This is a genomic window from Dorea sp. 210702-DFI.3.125 (genome assembly GCF_020560945.1).
Classification (GTDB): domain Bacteria; phylum Bacillota; class Clostridia; order Lachnospirales; family Lachnospiraceae; genus Dorea; species Dorea formicigenerans.
Genome location: NZ_JAJCNF010000022.1, coordinates 14,149 through 29,638, shown reverse-complemented (window position 1 = coordinate 29,638; position 15,490 = coordinate 14,149). Strand labels below are relative to the sequence as shown.

Genomic DNA, 15,490 nt, shown 5'->3' with positions numbered 1-15,490 from the left:
CAAAAGATTCAAAAAACTGTCCGCAACAAAAATGTATACGGACAGCTTCAAGTCTTGAATAGTATTTTATTATTTCAGGTTGCTTCTTTTTCTCATCTTAGGATCCAGAATTTTCTTGCGGATTCTCAAATTGTCTGGTGTAACTTCCAGAAGCTCGTCAGTGTCGATAAAATCGATTGCCTGCTCCAGACTTAATACTCTCGGAGGTGTCAGGCGGAGAGCCTCATCTGCACTGGAAGAACGAGTGTTTGTAAGATGTTTTGTCTTGCAGACATTAATCTCGATATCATCTGTCTTTGCATTCTGTCCGATGACCATACCGGAGTAAACTTTTTCACCTGCTCCAATGAATAACTGTCCACGCTCCTGGGCAATATAAAGTCCGTAAGTTACAGATTCTCCAGTCTCAAATGCGATCAGAGATCCCTGTTTTCGATACTGAATATCACCTTTGTATGGTGCGTAGCCGTCAAATGCTGTGTTCATGATTCCATTTCCCTTTGTATCAGTCATGAAATCCCCACGGTATCCAATGAGTCCACGGGAAGGAATACGGAACTCAAGACGGGTATATCCGCCATTTCCGGCACCCATCGTCTGAAGTTCGCCTTTTCTCTGGCTCAGTTTCTCGATGACAACACCAGTAAATTCGTCTGGTACATCGATGTATGCAATCTCCATAGGCTCTAAGAGCTTACCATTTTCATCTTTCTTATAAAGAACTTCTGCCTTGCTGACAGCAAATTCGTATCCTTCACGTCTCATATTCTCAATAAGAACAGAAAGGTGAAGTTCGCCACGACCAGAAACTTTGAAAGAATCCATGTTCTCTGTATCTTCGACACGAAGGCTGACATCTGTATTCAGCTCACGCATCAGACGGTCGCGCAGGTGACGGGAAGTCACAAATTTTCCTTCCTGTCCGGCAAATGGGCTGTCGTTTACCATGAAGTCCATGGAAATCGTAGGCTCTGAAATCTTCTGGAACGGAATGGCTACCGGATTTTCAGGAGAGCAGAGTGTATCTCCGATGGAAATGTCGGAAATACCGGAAATTGCTACAATGGAACCGATGGTTGCTTCTTTTACTTCTACTTTTTTCAGACCATCGAATTCGTAGAGCTTACTGATTTTAACTTTCTGCTGTTTGTCCGGATCATGATGGTTGACAACAACCATATCCTGGTTCACTGCGATCGTACCGTTATCTACTTTACCAACACCGATACGTCCTACATACTCATTGTAATCAATTGTACTGATAAGAACCTGAGTCGGAGCTTCCGGGTCGCCTTCCGGTGCAGGAATGTAGTCTAAGATTGTATCAAACAGTGGTTTCATATCTTTCATGTCATCTGTCAGCTCTAAAGCAGCAACACCAGCTTTTGCAGAAGCATATACGAACGGACAGTCAAGCTGCTCATCCGATGCACCAAGATCAATGAGAAGTTCCAGAACTTCATCGATAACAGACTCAGCTCTTGCTTCTGGACGATCGATTTTGTTGATGCATACAATAACAGGAAGTTTTAATTCCATTGCTTTTCTGAGAACGAACTTTGTCTGTGGCATAGCACCTTCAAATGCATCAACTACGAGGATAACTCCGTTTACCATTTTAAGGACACGTTCTACTTCGCCGCCGAAATCAGCATGTCCAGGTGTGTCAATGATATTAATCTTCACCCCGTTATAAGTAACGGCAGTATTTTTAGAGAGAATAGTGATTCCACGTTCTCTTTCAATATCGTTGGAATCCATGACACGTTCCTCAACGGCCTGATTTTCACGGAATACGCCGCTTTGCTTTAATAATTCATCTACCAGTGTCGTTTTACCGTGGTCAACATGGGCGATAATTGCGATATTTCTTACATCTTCGCGTTTTGTCTTCATTTTATAACATCCTTTTCTTTGAATCTTCACTTGTAAACACTTCTAATTTAATATATACAACTTTATTAGTCTACCACATTTTTGAAATTTTACAAGAGTTTAAAAAAGTTGTTCTAAATTCTGTACTTTAAGCATAGATTATTAAAGACCATAGGAAATACGTTTTAGAGGAAGGAGAACTTAAAATTATGTCAGATAAGATTATTGAAAATAACCAGGTGACGATTATGGGGGAGATTGCTTCAGATTTTACTTTCAGCCATGAGGTATTCGGGGAAGGATTTTATATGGTAGAGGTAAAGGTGAAGCGTCTGAGCAACTCGGAAGACCGGATTCCATTGATGATTTCGGAGCGTCTGATTGATGTGACAAGAGATTATACAGGTGAGTATATTATGGTGAATGGTCAGTTCCGGTCTTATAACAGACATGAAGAGCAAAAAAATCGGCTTGTATTATCTGTATTTGTAAGAGAGTTGGAGTTTATTGATGAAGAACTGGATGGAGCGAAGACGAATAGCATTTTCCTGGACGGCTATATCTGTAAACTTCCGGTCTATCGGAAAACTCCACTTGGGAGAGAAATCGCTGACCTTTTGCTGGCGGTGAACAGACCATATGGAAAATCAGATTACATACCATGTATCTGCTGGGGAAGAAATGCGAGATATGCTTCTGCATTTGAAGTAGGAGAGCATGTGCAGATCATAGGCAGAATACAGAGTCGTACTTATATAAAGAAGTTATCGGATACGCTGACGGAAGAGAGAACCGCGTATGAGGTATCTGTAAGTAAACTGGAATGTGTGGAAATATAAAAATGGGCAGGTCAGAATGTTCGCAACTTGTTTAGAAGTATAGTCTTTCATTGACATCCCTTGATAATGATGCTAAAATTTCAATTAATAATGAATCATGACAGATAATTTAAAGCGCATGGAAAGTCAGGAGGAGTACGATGGCTATATTTACTGGAGCTGGAGTGGCAATTGTCACACCATTTAATGATGATGAAGAAAGAAGTATTAATTATGATAAGTTAGATGCACTGCTTGATTACCACTGCAATAATGGAACAGATTGTATTGTAATCTGTGGAACAACTGGCGAGTCTGCAACAATGACAGAAGAAGAACATATGCAGTGCGTAAAGTTTGCAATTGACAGAGTGAAAGGCAGAATTCCAGTTATTGCAGGTACAGGTTCTAATTGTACACGTACAGCAATTGATATGTCTAAGGAGGCAGCAGATTATGGTGCAGACGGATTACTTCTTGTTACACCTTATTATAATAAGGCCACACAGGCAGGACTGATCGCACATTATGAAGCTGTAGCAAAAGAAGCGAAGGCACCAATTATTATGTATAGTGTTGCAAGCAGAACAGGCTGTAATATTGAGCCGGCTACTGTGGCAGAACTTGTAAAGAATGTTGACAATATTGTAGGTGTAAAAGAGGCATCTGGAAATATTTCCCAGGTTGCAAAGATCATGTCTCTGACAGATGGTAACATTGATCTGTACTCAGGAAATGATGATCAAATCGTACCATTACTTTCTCTGGGAGCAAAGGGAGTGATTTCGGTTCTTTCTAATGTAGCTCCAAAGGAGACGCATGATATCTGTGCGAAGTTTTTTGAGGGAGATGTGAAAGGAAGTCTGGACCTTCAGTTAAAAGCAATTCCGCTTATTGAAAAGCTTTTCTGTGAAGTTAATCCGATTCCTGTTAAGAAAGCAATGGAACTTATGGGAAAAGACTGCGGACCGCTTCGCATGCCATTAACTGAACTTTCACCAGAACACACAAAAGCACTTGCACAGGCCATGAAGGGTTTTGGAATTGAGCTGGCATAGAGATTTTTAAGAATGGCAGTAGGAATGATAATTACAGATAAAAGGATATCCCGGGTGATATCCTTTTCTGTCATGTAAAAAGACAAGGAGGAAAAATATTATGGTACGTGCGATTATGCATGGCTGCAATGGCAAGATGGGACGTGCGATCACCACACTTGCAAAAGAAGATGCAGAGGTAGAGATCGTGGCAGGAGTGGATGCATATACGGAAGTTGCAAATGAATATCCAGTGTTCGATAGTATCGAAAAGTGTGATGTAGAAGCAGATGTTGTGATTGACTTTTCAAATGCAAAGGCAGTAGACGGACTTTTGGATTATTGTGTAGAAAAACAGATTCCTGTTGTTCTTTGCACAACAGGACTTTCAGAGGAACAGCTTCAGGAGGTAGAAGAAGCATCCAAGAAGGTAGCAGTTCTTCGTTCTGCCAATATGTCACTTGGAATCAATCTTTTGATGCAGCTTTTGAAAGAGGCGACAAAAGTACTGTCTCCGGCAGGTTATGATATTGAAATTGTTGAAAAGCATCACAACCAGAAATTGGATGCCCCAAGTGGAACTGCAATCGCTCTTGCAGATTCTATCAATGAGGCGGCAGATGGACAGTACGAGTATGTTTATGACAGAAGTCAGGTCAGAAAGAAACGTGATAAAAAAGAACTTGGAATATCAGCCGTGCGCGGAGGTACAATTGTTGGGGAACACGAAGTACTCTTTGCAGGAATAGATGAAGTGATTGAGTTCAAACATACAGCATACTCCAGAACTGTATTTGGAAAAGGTGCGGTAGAGGCTGCAAAATTCCTTGCCGGAAAAGAGGCAGGAAAATACGATATGTCAGACGTAATATTAAAATAATATTACGAGGAATCTTGGGGCAGATTGCAGGAATGCAAAGCACAAAGCAATCCGTAAATATTATAGTTGAAAAAAACAACCATATTATATAAAGGAGAGGTTATGAAAGATTTAGAAGCACGTTATTTGGAGAGACTTTCTCAACTGTATCCGACCATTGCTAAGGCATCAACAGAGATTATTAACTTACAGGCAATTTTAAATTTGCCAAAAGGGACGGAACATTTTCTTACGGATATTCATGGGGAATATGAAGCATTTTCCCATGTTCTTAAGAATGGATCGGGAGCAGTTCGTAGAAAAATTGACGAAGTCTTCGGAAATACTATGAGTAGTAAGGATAAGAAGACCCTTGCTACTCTTATTTATTATCCAAGAGAGAAGATGGAGCTCATTAAGAAAAAAGAAGAAAATATGGAGGACTGGTATAAGATTACGTTGTATCGTCTGATTGAAATCTGCAAGCGGACTTCAAGTAAGTATTCCAGATCTAAAGTCAGAAAAGCTCTGCCTCCGGAATTTGCTTATGTCATTGAGGAATTGATTACAGAGAAAGCAGATGTTATGGATAAGGAGTCCTATTATAATTCTATTGTAGATACGATCATCCGAATCAAACGTTCCGAAGAGTTTATTGTGGCTTTGAGTGAATTGATCCAGAGACTTACTGTAGATCATCTGCATATTGTAGGAGATATTTATGATCGTGGGCCGGGACCACATATTATTATGGACAAGCTGATGGGTTATCATTCTATGGATATCCAATGGGGAAATCATGACGTACTCTGGATGGGGGCGGCAGCAGGACAACAGGGCTGTGTTGCAAATGTTGTCCGCATCTGTGCAAGATATGCAAATCTGGAGATTTTGGAGGATGGCTATGGAATTAACCTCCTGCCGCTTGCTACATTTGCACTGAACACATATCGGGATGATCCATGCAGCTGCTTTGAACTGAAGGATGATCCGGACTATGATCCCAGTGAAACAATGCTGAACATGAAGATGCATAAGGCGATTTCTATTATCCAGTTTAAGATAGAAGGGCAGATTATCAAAAAAAATCCTGGATTTAAGCTGGAACACCGAAATCTTTTGCATCTGATTGATTATGAAAATGGTTTGATCGAGTTGGATGGAAAAACATATGAACTTCTGGATAAAAATTTCCCGACGATCGATCCAAAACGGCCATATGCATTGACAGAAGCCGAAGAAGAGGTGCTGGATCGTCTGACACAGGCATTTGTCAACTGTGAAAAATTACAGAGCCATATGCATTTCCTTTTAAGTAAAGGTGGATTATACAAAGTGTACAATAACAACTTGTTGTATCACGGTTGTATTCCGCTGAATGAAGATGGAAGTTTTAAGTCAGTAAAAATATACGGGCGTTCTTACAAAGGAAAGGCACTTTATGAGGTGCTGGAAAGCTATGTGAGAAAGGGATTTTATGCCATTGACGAGAAGGAACGAAAGCGTGGGAAGGATATGATGTGGTATATCTGGCTCAGCGAGAATTCACCGCTGTTCGGTAAGGACAAGATGGCAACGTTTGAGCGATATTTCCTGGCAGAAAAAGAGACACATAAGGAGAAAAAGAATCCTTATTATGATTTTTTGGAAAATGATAAGGTGGTCGACCGTATTTTGAAAGAATTCGGACTAGAGCATTCCTTTAGTCATATCATCAATGGTCATATGCCGGTAAAATCCAAAAATGGAGAAAATCCGATGAAATGTGGAGGCAAAGTATTTGTTATCGACGGAGGATTTTCAAGAGCATATCAGAAACAGACCGGAATTGCAGGTTATACGCTGATCTATAATTCTTATGGTATGATTTTAAGTGCCCATGAGCCGTTTGAATCGAAAGAATCAGCAATTGAAAATGAAACAGATATTCATTCTGATACCATTGTGACAGAAATTGTATCAAAGCGCCAGTCTGTTTTAGACACGGATGTGGGAAAAGAACTGGTAGAACAGATCCATGATCTGGAATTTCTCCTGGAGGCATACAGAAGCGGCCGCATTGCAGAACGACTGTAAAATAATGTCAATCTCTAAAAAGGTATAGAAAACTGTAAAATGCAGATATTACTATCAGCAAGTGAAGTATTTGCATGTAGCATTCTATACGGAAAAGGAGACGAAAATTATGAAACGGTTAAAAAAGTTATTGTTGATTATGATGTGTGTTGGTATTCTGGTTTCAGTTACTGCCTGTGCAGGAAATTCAAATGATAATGGAGCAGGGCAGAATGATGTGGTGAATGACAATGGCGCGAATGACACACAGACTGGTGATAGTGCCATGGACAAAATCGGTGACGGCCTGGAAGATGGAATTGACGATGTCGGAAAAGGCGTAGGCGATGTAGTCGATGATCTGGATGGTGATGGACGGTCGGATAACCGGAAAAACACAAACAATAACACAGTGAATGATGCGACGACTGGTAATGACAATGTAAACGACAGATAAGAAAAGAATGTAAGATAAGAAGACAAGGTCACATTTTTTCGGGGATAAATGGATTTGTCCCTGTGAGAGTGTGGCTTTTCTTTTAGATAAGGAAAGGAGTTTTTTCATGCATTTCAGACCTTGTATAGACATACATAATGGAAAAGTCAAACAAATTGTAGGCGGTAGTCTTACTGATCAGGGCAATCAGGCAAAGGAAAATTTCACGGCCTCTGAAAATGCGGATTATTATGCAAAAATGTATCAGAAAGACGGACTTATAGGGGGACATGTGATACTTTTAAATCCGGTATCTTCAGAATATTATAGAGAAACGAAAGCACAGGCAATACTGGCACTTGGCGCATATCCAAAAGGACTTCAGGTGGGCGGTGGAATCCATGCCGAAAATGCAGAAGAGTTTCTGGAGGCGGGGGCAAGCCATGTGATCGTAACATCTTATGTGTTCCGCGACGGGAAGATAAATTGGGAAAATATGGAAAAACTTAAATATGCAGTGGGGAAAGAAAATGTTGTCATTGATTTGAGCTGCAGGAAAAAAGAAGACGGTTATTATATAGTGACAGACCGCTGGCAGAAGTTTACGGATGTAAAACTGACACAGGAAGTTTTAAGGGAAATTGCCGGATATTGCGATGAATATCTGGTGCATGGTGTAGATGTAGAAGGAAAATCAGCAGGAATTGATGCAGAGCTGGCAAAAATTCTTGGAGAGTTCGATGTGATACCAGTGACTTATGCAGGAGGAATCGCAAGTCTTGAGGACATTGAACATTTTAGAAAAAAGACGGGTGGAAAAGTGGATTTTACAATAGGAAGTGCGCTGGATCTTTTTGGAGGACATCTTCCATATGAGCAGATTAAAAAATATTAGTATAGAATTTATGCAGCTTAGTTCGCAACAAGAATGCGAGAGAATTCTTGAATGATGAGAAAATATTTCAAGTGTGAACAGTTTGAAAACACTTTGTAAATTGGTTGAATTGCATTCTTGATAGTGATAGAATGGATACTGAGTAAATTTACGGACAAGGAGTAATGTATAGATATGGGCTTATTGCAAAAAATTTTTGGAACACATAGTGAAAATGAGTTAAAGCGTATCTATCCCATTGTAGATGAGATTGAAGCGTTGGGGCCGCAGATGGAGCAGCTTTCCGACGAGGAGCTTAAGAATAAGACACAGGAATTTAAGAGCCGTCTGAAAGGCACAGAGACACTGGATGATATTCTGCCGGAGGCGTTTGCAGTTGTGCGTGAGGCGGCAGGACGTACACTTGGCATGAAGCATTACAGAGTACAGTTGATCGGAGGAATTATTCTTCATCAGGGACGTATTTCTGAGATGAAGACTGGTGAAGGTAAGACACTGGTTTCTACACTTCCGGCTTATTTGAATGCATTGACCGGTGAGGGGGTGCATATTGTAACAGTCAACGACTATCTGGCAAAGCGTGATGCTGAGTGGATGGGACAGGTTCATGAGTTCCTGGGACTGACTGTCGGAGTTGTATTGAATAGCATGGATAATGATGAGAGACGTGCTGCATACAATTGCGATATTACTTATGTAACGAACAACGAACTCGGATTTGATTATCTGAGAGATAACATGGTTATTTATAAAGAGCAGCTCGTTCAGCGTGGACTGAAATATGCTATCATCGATGAGGTCGATTCCGTATTGATTGATGAGGCGAGAACACCACTGATCATTTCCGGTCAGAGTGATAAATCTACCAAGCTATATGAAGCATGCGATATTCTTGCGCGTCAGTTGGAAAAAGGCGAGGCGAGTGGTGAATTCAGTAAGATGAATGCCATTATGGGCGAGGATATTGAAGAGACTGGTGATTTTATCGTCAATGAAAAAGAGAAGAATATCAACCTGACAGAAGATGGTGTAAAGAAAGTTGAAAAGTTCTTTCATATTGAGAACCTGGCTGATCCGGAAAACCTGGAAATCCAGCATAATATTATCCTTGCGCTGCGTGCACATAATCTGATGTTCCGTGACCAGGATTATGTTGTAAAAGACGATGAAGTACTCATCGTTGACGAGTTTACCGGACGTATTATGCCGGGACGCCGTTATTCAGACGGACTTCATCAGGCAATCGAAGCAAAAGAGCATGTGAAGGTTAAGAGAGAAAGTAAGACACTGGCAACCATTACTTTCCAGAACTTGTTTAACAAATTTGAGAAGAAAGCCGGTATGACAGGTACAGCCCTTACTGAGGAGAAGGAGTTCCGTGAGATTTATGGAATGGATGTAATTGAGATTCCGACTAATCGTCCGGTTGCGAGAAAAGACTTGGAAGATGCCGTATATAAGACAAAGAAAGAAAAATTCAATGCAGTATGTGATGAAATTGAAAAAGCGCATGCAAATCATCAGCCAGTGCTTGTTGGTACAATTACAATTGAGACTTCTGAACTTTTAAGCAGTATGCTCAAACGAAGAGGAATTAAGCATAATGTATTGAATGCTAAGTATCATGAGCTGGAGGCTGAAATCGTGGCGCAGGCAGGTATTCACGATGCGGTTACGATTGCAACGAATATGGCCGGCCGTGGTACAGATATCAAGCTGGATGATGAGTCAAGAGAAGCCGGTGGATTAAAGATCATCGGTACTGAGCGTCACGAATCCAGACGTATTGATAACCAGTTACGTGGCCGTTCCGGCCGTCAGGGGGATCCGGGAGAATCTAGATTCTACATTTCTTTGGAAGATGACCTGATGAGACTGTTCGGTTCTGAGAGACTGATGCAGGTGTTTGAGACGCTTGGAGTAGAAGAAGGCGAGCAGATCGAGCATAAGATGCTTTCCAGTGCGATTGAGAAAGCTCAGCAGAAGATTGAGAGCAATAACTTTGCAATTCGTAAGAATCTGTTAGAGTACGACCAGGTTATGAATGAGCAGAGAGAAATCATCTACGAAGAGAGAAGACGTGTGCTGGATGGCGAGAATATGCGTGATTCCATCTTCCATATGATTAATGATTACATTGAGAATACTGTAGATGCTGAAGTTTCAGTAGATCAGGACTATGAGGACTGGGATCTGATTGAACTGAACCGTGTAATAGGAGCGGTCATTCCGATGGCACCGGTAACACCGGATGATGTCAAAGGTATGGGACAGAAAGAGCTGAAGCATCTGTTAAAAGAGCGCGCAGCAAAAGCGTATGAAGCAAAAGAAGCAGAGTTCCCGGAGCCGGAGCATATCCGTGAGCTGGAACGTGTCGTGCTTTTGAAAGTTATTGATGCAAAATGGATGGATCATATTGACGATATGGATCAGCTCCGTCAGGGAATCGGTCTTCAGGCTTACGGTAACCGTGACCCGAAGATTGAGTATAAGATGCTTGGATATGATATGTTCGGCGAGATGACTCAGGCAATTACAGAGACAACAGTCAGAACTTTGATGCATGTAAGAATCGAGCAGAAAGCTGAGCGCGAGCAGGTCGCAAAAGTAACTGGAACCAATAAAGATGACACAGCTCTTCGTGAGCCGAAGAAGCGGGAAAACAAGAAGATCTATCCAAATGACCCTTGCCCATGTGGAAGTGGTAAGAAGTACAAACAGTGCTGTGGAAGAAATAAATAACAGACAAATCTAAAAAGGGATGAATCTCCCGTTGCGAAAAGTGACGGGAGAGATGTCGTTATGCAGTAAGTTAAAAATATAAAAAAGAAAGAGGTGAGGCAGTGTGATTGAATTAGAACAGTATAAGGGAATTATGAACTCCTATGAAGAACCTCTTGCCGAAATGAGGGATTCACTTTGACATTTCCGGCAAAGAGAACAGGGTTGAGGAACTGGAACGTAAGATAGAAGAACCGGGATTCTGGGATGCGCCGGAAGAATCACAAAAAATCATGAAAGAATTAAAAGATCTTCAGGAACATTTGAAAGTGATCCATGCATTATATTCGGAGTATGATGATATCTGTACACTGATTGAGATGGTTGATGAAGAGGAAGACCGCTCGATGGTGAAGGAAATTGAAAAGGATATTGCTCATTTTGAGGAAGATTTTGAAAAACTCAGAATTGAGACATTGTTATCTGGAGAATATGATTCCTGCAATGCGATTATGACATTACATGCCGGAACAGGCGGAACGGAGGCATGTGACTGGGTGAATATGCTGTACCGTATGTATACCAGGTGGTTTCAGACAAAAGGATTTTCGGTTCAGGTACTGGACTATCTGGATGGAGATATTACCGGAATAAAAAATATTACATTTGAAGTAGTTGGAGACAATGCCTATGGCTATCTGAAATCAGAAAAAGGTGTACATCGGCTTGTAAGAATTTCGCCATTTAATTCAGCGGGAAAGAGACAGACTTCTTTTGCTTCCTGCGATGTGGTGCCGGATATTGAAGAAGACATTGATATTGATATTTTAGATGATGATCTGAAAATTGATACCTATCGTGCAAGCGGGGCTGGCGGACAACATGTCAATAAGACATCTTCTGCAATCCGAATCACGCATTTGCCGACAGGAATTGTAGTTCAATGCCAGAATGAAAGATCACAGCATCATAATAAAGAAAAAGCTATGCAGATGTTGAAGGCAAAATTAAAGCTGCTGCAGGAGCAGGAACAGGCAGAAAAAGTATCAGATATCCGGGGAGAAGTAAAAGACATCGGATTCGGTAATCAGATAAGGTCCTATGTTATGCAGCCATACACGTTGGTAAAAGACCATAGAACGAATGTGGAAAATGGCAATGTTACGGCGGTTCTTGACGGAGATCTTGATATGTTTATAAACGCCTATTTAAAATATGTATCAGGCGGTGAAAAGGGAGGAACGGTATGATAAATATAGCAGTGATGGGGTATGGTACAGTTGGTTCAGGTGTCGTGGAAGTTATTGATACCAATGGTGAGCGCATTGCCCAGAGAATCGGGGATGCACTGAATGTAAAATATGTGTTGGACATCAGGGATTTTCCAGAAGACCCGATACAGGAAAAAATAATTCATGATTTTGAGACAATTATCTCCGATGATGAGATTCAGATCGTTGTGGAAGTCATGGGAGGAATCGAGCCTGCGTATACATTTGTAAAAAGAAGCCTTCTTGCCGGAAAATGTGTCGTAACTTCCAATAAGGCACTTGTGGCAAAGCACGGTGCAGAATTGCTTTCTATTGCAAAAGAAAAGAACATAAATTTTCTGTTTGAGGCAAGTGTAGGCGGTGGCATTCCGATCATCCGTCCGCTTAATTCTTCGCTGACAGCAGATGAGATTGAAGAAATTACCGGAATCCTCAATGGCACAACGAATTATATGTTGACGAAGATGTTTTATGAGGGAGCAGATTATGCTTCTGTATTAAAGGAAGCACAGGATAACGGATATGCAGAGCGAAATCCGGAGGCAGATGTAGAAGGATATGATGCCTGCAGAAAGATTGCAATTTTGTCATCTCTGATTTCCGGTCAGCAGGTAGATTTTGAAGATATTTACTGTGAAGGAATTACACAGATTACAGTAGAAGATATGAGATATGCAAAGGCTATGGGAACTACAATCAAGCTTTTGGCTTCCAGCAAGACACATGCCGGAAGACTTGGCGCGATGGTCGCACCTTGCATGCTTTATCCGGATCACCCGCTTTACAATGTAAATGGTGTTTTCAATGCAATTTTCGTTCATGGAAATGTCTTGGGAGATGCGATGTTCTATGGAAGCGGGGCAGGAAAACTTCCAACGGCAAGTGCTGTTGTATCCGATGTTGTGGAAGCGGCCAAGAACCTGAACCGCAATGTGATGACTATGTGGAAAGAAGAGAAACTCCGTCTGGAAGATAAGTCTTCCATGAAGAGACGATTCTTTATCCGTATGAAAGGGAACGTGGAGGAGAAGATTGAAGATATCCGTTATTCCTTTGGGGATGTTGAAATCGTGAAGGTTGACGGTCTGGACGGAGAGTTTGGATTTGTGACTCCGATCATGATGGAAGGTGATTATGATACAAGAGCGAAGAGTTATGAAGACCAGATTCTTCATATGATCCGTATTGAAGATTAGGGAAAGGGAGAAACTATGCTGATCGTTAAAAAATTTGGCGGGACTTCTGTTGCCAATAAAGAACGAATATTTAATGTGGCAAGACGCTGCATTGAAGACTATAAAGCAGGGCATGATGTGGTAGTCGTGCTTTCTGCGATGGGAGATACAACAGATGAGCTGATTGAACTTGCAAATTCCATCAACCCAGATGCAAAGAAGCGTGAGTTGGATATGCTTTTGACAACAGGAGAACAAGTGTCAGTATCATTGATGGCTATGGCTATGCAGGCACTGGATGTGCCAGCGGTATCTCTAAATGCATTCCAGGTTGCGATGCATGCAACATCACGTTATGGAAATGCAAGATTTAAACGTGTAGATACTAAGCGTATCAGACATGAACTGGATTCCAGAAAGATTGTGATCGTAACAGGATTCCAGGGTGTGAATAAGTATGACGATATTACAACACTTGGACGAGGTGGTTCAGACACAACTGCAGTTGCGCTTGCTGCGGTACTTCATGCAGACAAATGTGAGATTTATACAGATGTTGATGGAGTCTTTACAGCTGATCCGAGAATTGTAAAGAATGCAAAAAAATTAGATTTTATTACTTATGATGAGATGCTGGAGCTGGCGAGCCTTGGAGCGAAAGTACTTCACAACCGTTCAGTCGAGATGGCAAAAAAATACAATGTAGAGCTGGTAGTCAGATCTAGTCTCAATCAGACAGAAGGAACCGTAGTAGGGGAGGGAACAGGAATGGAAAAACTGTTAGTAACAGGAGTTGCAGCAGATAAAAATACAGCAAGAATCTCTGTAATCGGAGTAGAAGACAAACCAGGAACAGCTTTTAGTGTATTTGATACATTGGCAGCCAATAACATTAATGTAGATATTATTTTACAGTCTGTAGGACGCGAGGGGACAAAAGATATTTCCTTTACTGTTGCTTCGTATGATCTTGAACATGCGTTAGAAGTTCTGGATAAGAATAAAGAAAGACTTACGATTAAGGATATTACATACAACAAAGATGTGGCAAAATTATCTGTTGTAGGAGCAGGAATGATGAGCAATCCGGGAGTTGCATCCAGAATGTTCGAGGCGCTGTACAATTCCAGAGTCAATATCAACATGATTTCAACATCAGAAATTCGTATTACAGTACTCGTAGCTGAGAAAGATATTGATAAAGCTATGAATGCAGTACATGATGAATTTGTCATGGAAGAATAACAGATGGGATCTCTTCCCAATCTGTTATTCTTCCTGATTATTTGAATTTGCAAGAAAGCCGGTAATAATCTGTCTCACTTCGTCAGAAGCAGCACGAAAAAGAAGTAAAAGCTTTAGCTCTTCATCGGTGAGATAGATGATATTATCGGATTTTTTGCATTTAATATACGGAATTTCGCCCTCGGAAATTCTATCGGGCTGCATGGAATACAGAGGAATCTTGTAGCCGTTACAGAATAAAAGTTCATCAATGGTAATATGATAAAAGTCAGCAATTGATTTGAGTAATTCCAGATCAGGGGTGCGTGTGCCACGCTCGTAATTGGAATATGTCTGACGAGAAATATTCAGATATCTGCTAAATTCATCCTGCTTAAGATTACTTCGCTCACGCAGAATACGAAGATTCTCGGTCAATTGGATATTGGCCATTGATGTTTCCTCCATTGAATCAAAAATATGTTTACATCATAACAATTTGTTCAATAAATAAAAGAATATGCGCCGAAATGTGGCAAAATAAGAAAAAGCAACAATATGTTGCTTTTAAATAAAATTAACAATATAATCAGACTATTTTAAACTAAGAGTACTGTTGTGATATTCGCTGGAGAATGTAACATCTGTTCCAAACCATTCTGGTGGTGTGAAAGAGAGTGCCGAAGCTTCATCTGGAAATTCTACTTCAGCCAGAAGCAGTGGAGCCAGATCGTCTTCAAAGACATCTAATTCAATAGTTAGAGAATCATTGAGTGGAATCATATAACGTTTTTTTCTGATGAGACGTCCGTCAATCTTTGTGAGCAGATGCTGATATGAAGCTTCATCAAGTGGCAGATTATATTCTTCTCTTGCCATGAGACCTTTTGATTTATAAGTGAGTTCATGTTTATTATTGTCCTTCCGGATACGAATAACCGGATCCGTGTTCAGATAAGCCTGTTCGATGTGACGACAGGGATAATCCTGATAATCTTCCGGAAGAGTATCAATAAGATATTTGCGTTCTATTTCCATATTATAATACCTCCATGGCATAATCATAATTCAGTTTACACAAAAAGTAAACAGTGTTACTATTAAGAAAATGAGTCAAGAAAAAC

At 40.7% G+C, this 15,490-nt stretch carries 13 protein-coding genes; 10 read left to right on the top strand and 3 right to left on the bottom strand.

All coding sequences use genetic code 11. From position 1 onward, the window contains the following. Positions 1 to 69: 69 nt before the first annotated feature. The gene (typA, locus tag LI164_RS10900; protein WP_005331348.1) at positions 70 to 1,896 is read right to left on the bottom strand and encodes a translational GTPase TypA; all 1,827 of its coding nucleotides are present in this window, start codon (positions 1,894 to 1,896) and stop codon (positions 70 to 72) included. 188 nt (positions 1,897 to 2,084) lie between these two features. Between typA and LI164_RS10895 the strand changes: the two genes are divergently transcribed. From LI164_RS10895 to LI164_RS10850, 10 genes are all read left to right on the top strand, one after another. Then, positions 2,085 to 2,714, top strand: a complete 630-nt coding sequence (locus LI164_RS10895; protein WP_005339739.1) for a single-stranded DNA-binding protein — start codon at positions 2,085 to 2,087, stop codon at positions 2,712 to 2,714. 140 nt (positions 2,715 to 2,854) lie between these two features. Beyond that, entirely contained in the window at positions 2,855 to 3,751 is an 897-nt protein-coding gene (dapA, locus tag LI164_RS10890; protein WP_005331346.1) for a 4-hydroxy-tetrahydrodipicolinate synthase, read from the top strand. Between the two features lie 100 nt (positions 3,752 to 3,851). Then, positions 3,852 to 4,610: a 4-hydroxy-tetrahydrodipicolinate reductase gene (gene dapB, locus LI164_RS10885; RefSeq protein ID WP_005331345.1), complete on the top strand. Its 759-nt coding sequence runs from the start codon at positions 3,852 to 3,854 to the stop codon at positions 4,608 to 4,610. A gap of 102 nt (positions 4,611 to 4,712) precedes the next feature. Then, on the top strand, positions 4,713 to 6,665 hold the full coding sequence (locus LI164_RS10880) for a fructose-bisphosphatase class III (RefSeq protein WP_005331344.1): 1,953 nt from the start codon (positions 4,713 to 4,715) through the stop codon (positions 6,663 to 6,665). A 109-nt stretch (positions 6,666 to 6,774) separates the two neighbouring features. Next, the gene (locus tag LI164_RS10875; RefSeq protein ID WP_005339748.1) at positions 6,775 to 7,101 is read left to right on the top strand and encodes a hypothetical protein; all 327 of its coding nucleotides are present in this window, start codon (positions 6,775 to 6,777) and stop codon (positions 7,099 to 7,101) included. Between the two features lie 106 nt (positions 7,102 to 7,207). Then, on the top strand, positions 7,208 to 7,975 hold the full coding sequence (hisA, locus tag LI164_RS10870; RefSeq protein WP_227087125.1) for a phosphoribosylformimino-5-aminoimidazole carboxamide ribotide isomerase: 768 nt from the start codon (positions 7,208 to 7,210) through the stop codon (positions 7,973 to 7,975). Between the two features lie 174 nt (positions 7,976 to 8,149). Beyond that, the gene (gene secA / locus LI164_RS10865) at positions 8,150 to 10,717 is read left to right on the top strand and encodes a preprotein translocase subunit SecA (protein ID WP_227087124.1); all 2,568 of its coding nucleotides are present in this window, start codon (positions 8,150 to 8,152) and stop codon (positions 10,715 to 10,717) included. A 103-nt stretch (positions 10,718 to 10,820) separates the two neighbouring features. After that, positions 10,821 to 11,946, top strand: a protein-coding gene (gene prfB, locus LI164_RS10860; RefSeq protein ID WP_105308843.1) for a peptide chain release factor 2 whose coding sequence is annotated in 2 segments (ribosomal slippage) — positions 10,821 to 10,895 and positions 10,897 to 11,946 — 1,125 coding nt in all. Because the reading frame shifts where the segments join, the coding sequence is not laid out codon by codon here. Then, a complete protein-coding gene (locus LI164_RS10855; RefSeq protein ID WP_227087123.1) occupies positions 11,943 to 13,163 on the top strand; it encodes a homoserine dehydrogenase in 1,221 nt (406 codons plus the stop codon). The genes prfB and LI164_RS10855 overlap by 4 nt, the downstream gene beginning before the upstream one ends. A gap of 15 nt (positions 13,164 to 13,178) precedes the next feature. After that, the gene (locus LI164_RS10850; protein ID WP_227087122.1) at positions 13,179 to 14,387 is read left to right on the top strand and encodes an aspartate kinase; all 1,209 of its coding nucleotides are present in this window, start codon (positions 13,179 to 13,181) and stop codon (positions 14,385 to 14,387) included. Between the two features lie 24 nt (positions 14,388 to 14,411). On the opposite strand, the gene LI164_RS10845 is transcribed toward LI164_RS10850, so the two are convergent. Together LI164_RS10845 and LI164_RS10840 are read right to left on the bottom strand one after the other, a co-directional pair. After that, positions 14,412 to 14,819, bottom strand: coding sequence for a helix-turn-helix domain-containing protein (locus tag LI164_RS10845; protein ID WP_040015310.1), 408 nt, complete (start codon positions 14,817 to 14,819; stop codon positions 14,412 to 14,414). A gap of 141 nt (positions 14,820 to 14,960) precedes the next feature. After that, positions 14,961 to 15,404, bottom strand: a complete 444-nt coding sequence (locus LI164_RS10840) for a CYTH domain-containing protein (RefSeq protein ID WP_005339758.1) — start codon at positions 15,402 to 15,404, stop codon at positions 14,961 to 14,963. Positions 15,405 to 15,490: the final 86 nt, after the last annotated feature.

Coding starts and splice junctions, on each gene's coding strand:
- typA (WP_005331348.1), bottom strand. CDS start 1,896: ATGAAGACAAAACGCGAAGATGTAAGAAATATCGCAATTATCGCCCAT.
- LI164_RS10895 (WP_005339739.1), top strand. CDS start 2,085: ATGTCAGATAAGATTATTGAAAATAACCAGGTGACGATTATGGGGGAG.
- dapA (WP_005331346.1), top strand. CDS start 2,855: ATGGCTATATTTACTGGAGCTGGAGTGGCAATTGTCACACCATTTAAT.
- dapB (WP_005331345.1), top strand. CDS start 3,852: ATGGTACGTGCGATTATGCATGGCTGCAATGGCAAGATGGGACGTGCG.
- LI164_RS10880 (WP_005331344.1), top strand. CDS start 4,713: ATGAAAGATTTAGAAGCACGTTATTTGGAGAGACTTTCTCAACTGTAT.
- LI164_RS10875 (WP_005339748.1), top strand. CDS start 6,775: ATGAAACGGTTAAAAAAGTTATTGTTGATTATGATGTGTGTTGGTATT.
- hisA (WP_227087125.1), top strand. CDS start 7,208: ATGCATTTCAGACCTTGTATAGACATACATAATGGAAAAGTCAAACAA.
- secA (WP_227087124.1), top strand. CDS start 8,150: ATGGGCTTATTGCAAAAAATTTTTGGAACACATAGTGAAAATGAGTTA.
- LI164_RS10855 (WP_227087123.1), top strand. CDS start 11,943: ATGATAAATATAGCAGTGATGGGGTATGGTACAGTTGGTTCAGGTGTC.
- LI164_RS10850 (WP_227087122.1), top strand. CDS start 13,179: ATGCTGATCGTTAAAAAATTTGGCGGGACTTCTGTTGCCAATAAAGAA.
- LI164_RS10845 (WP_040015310.1), bottom strand. CDS start 14,819: ATGGCCAATATCCAATTGACCGAGAATCTTCGTATTCTGCGTGAGCGA.
- LI164_RS10840 (WP_005339758.1), bottom strand. CDS start 15,404: ATGGAAATAGAACGCAAATATCTTATTGATACTCTTCCGGAAGATTAT.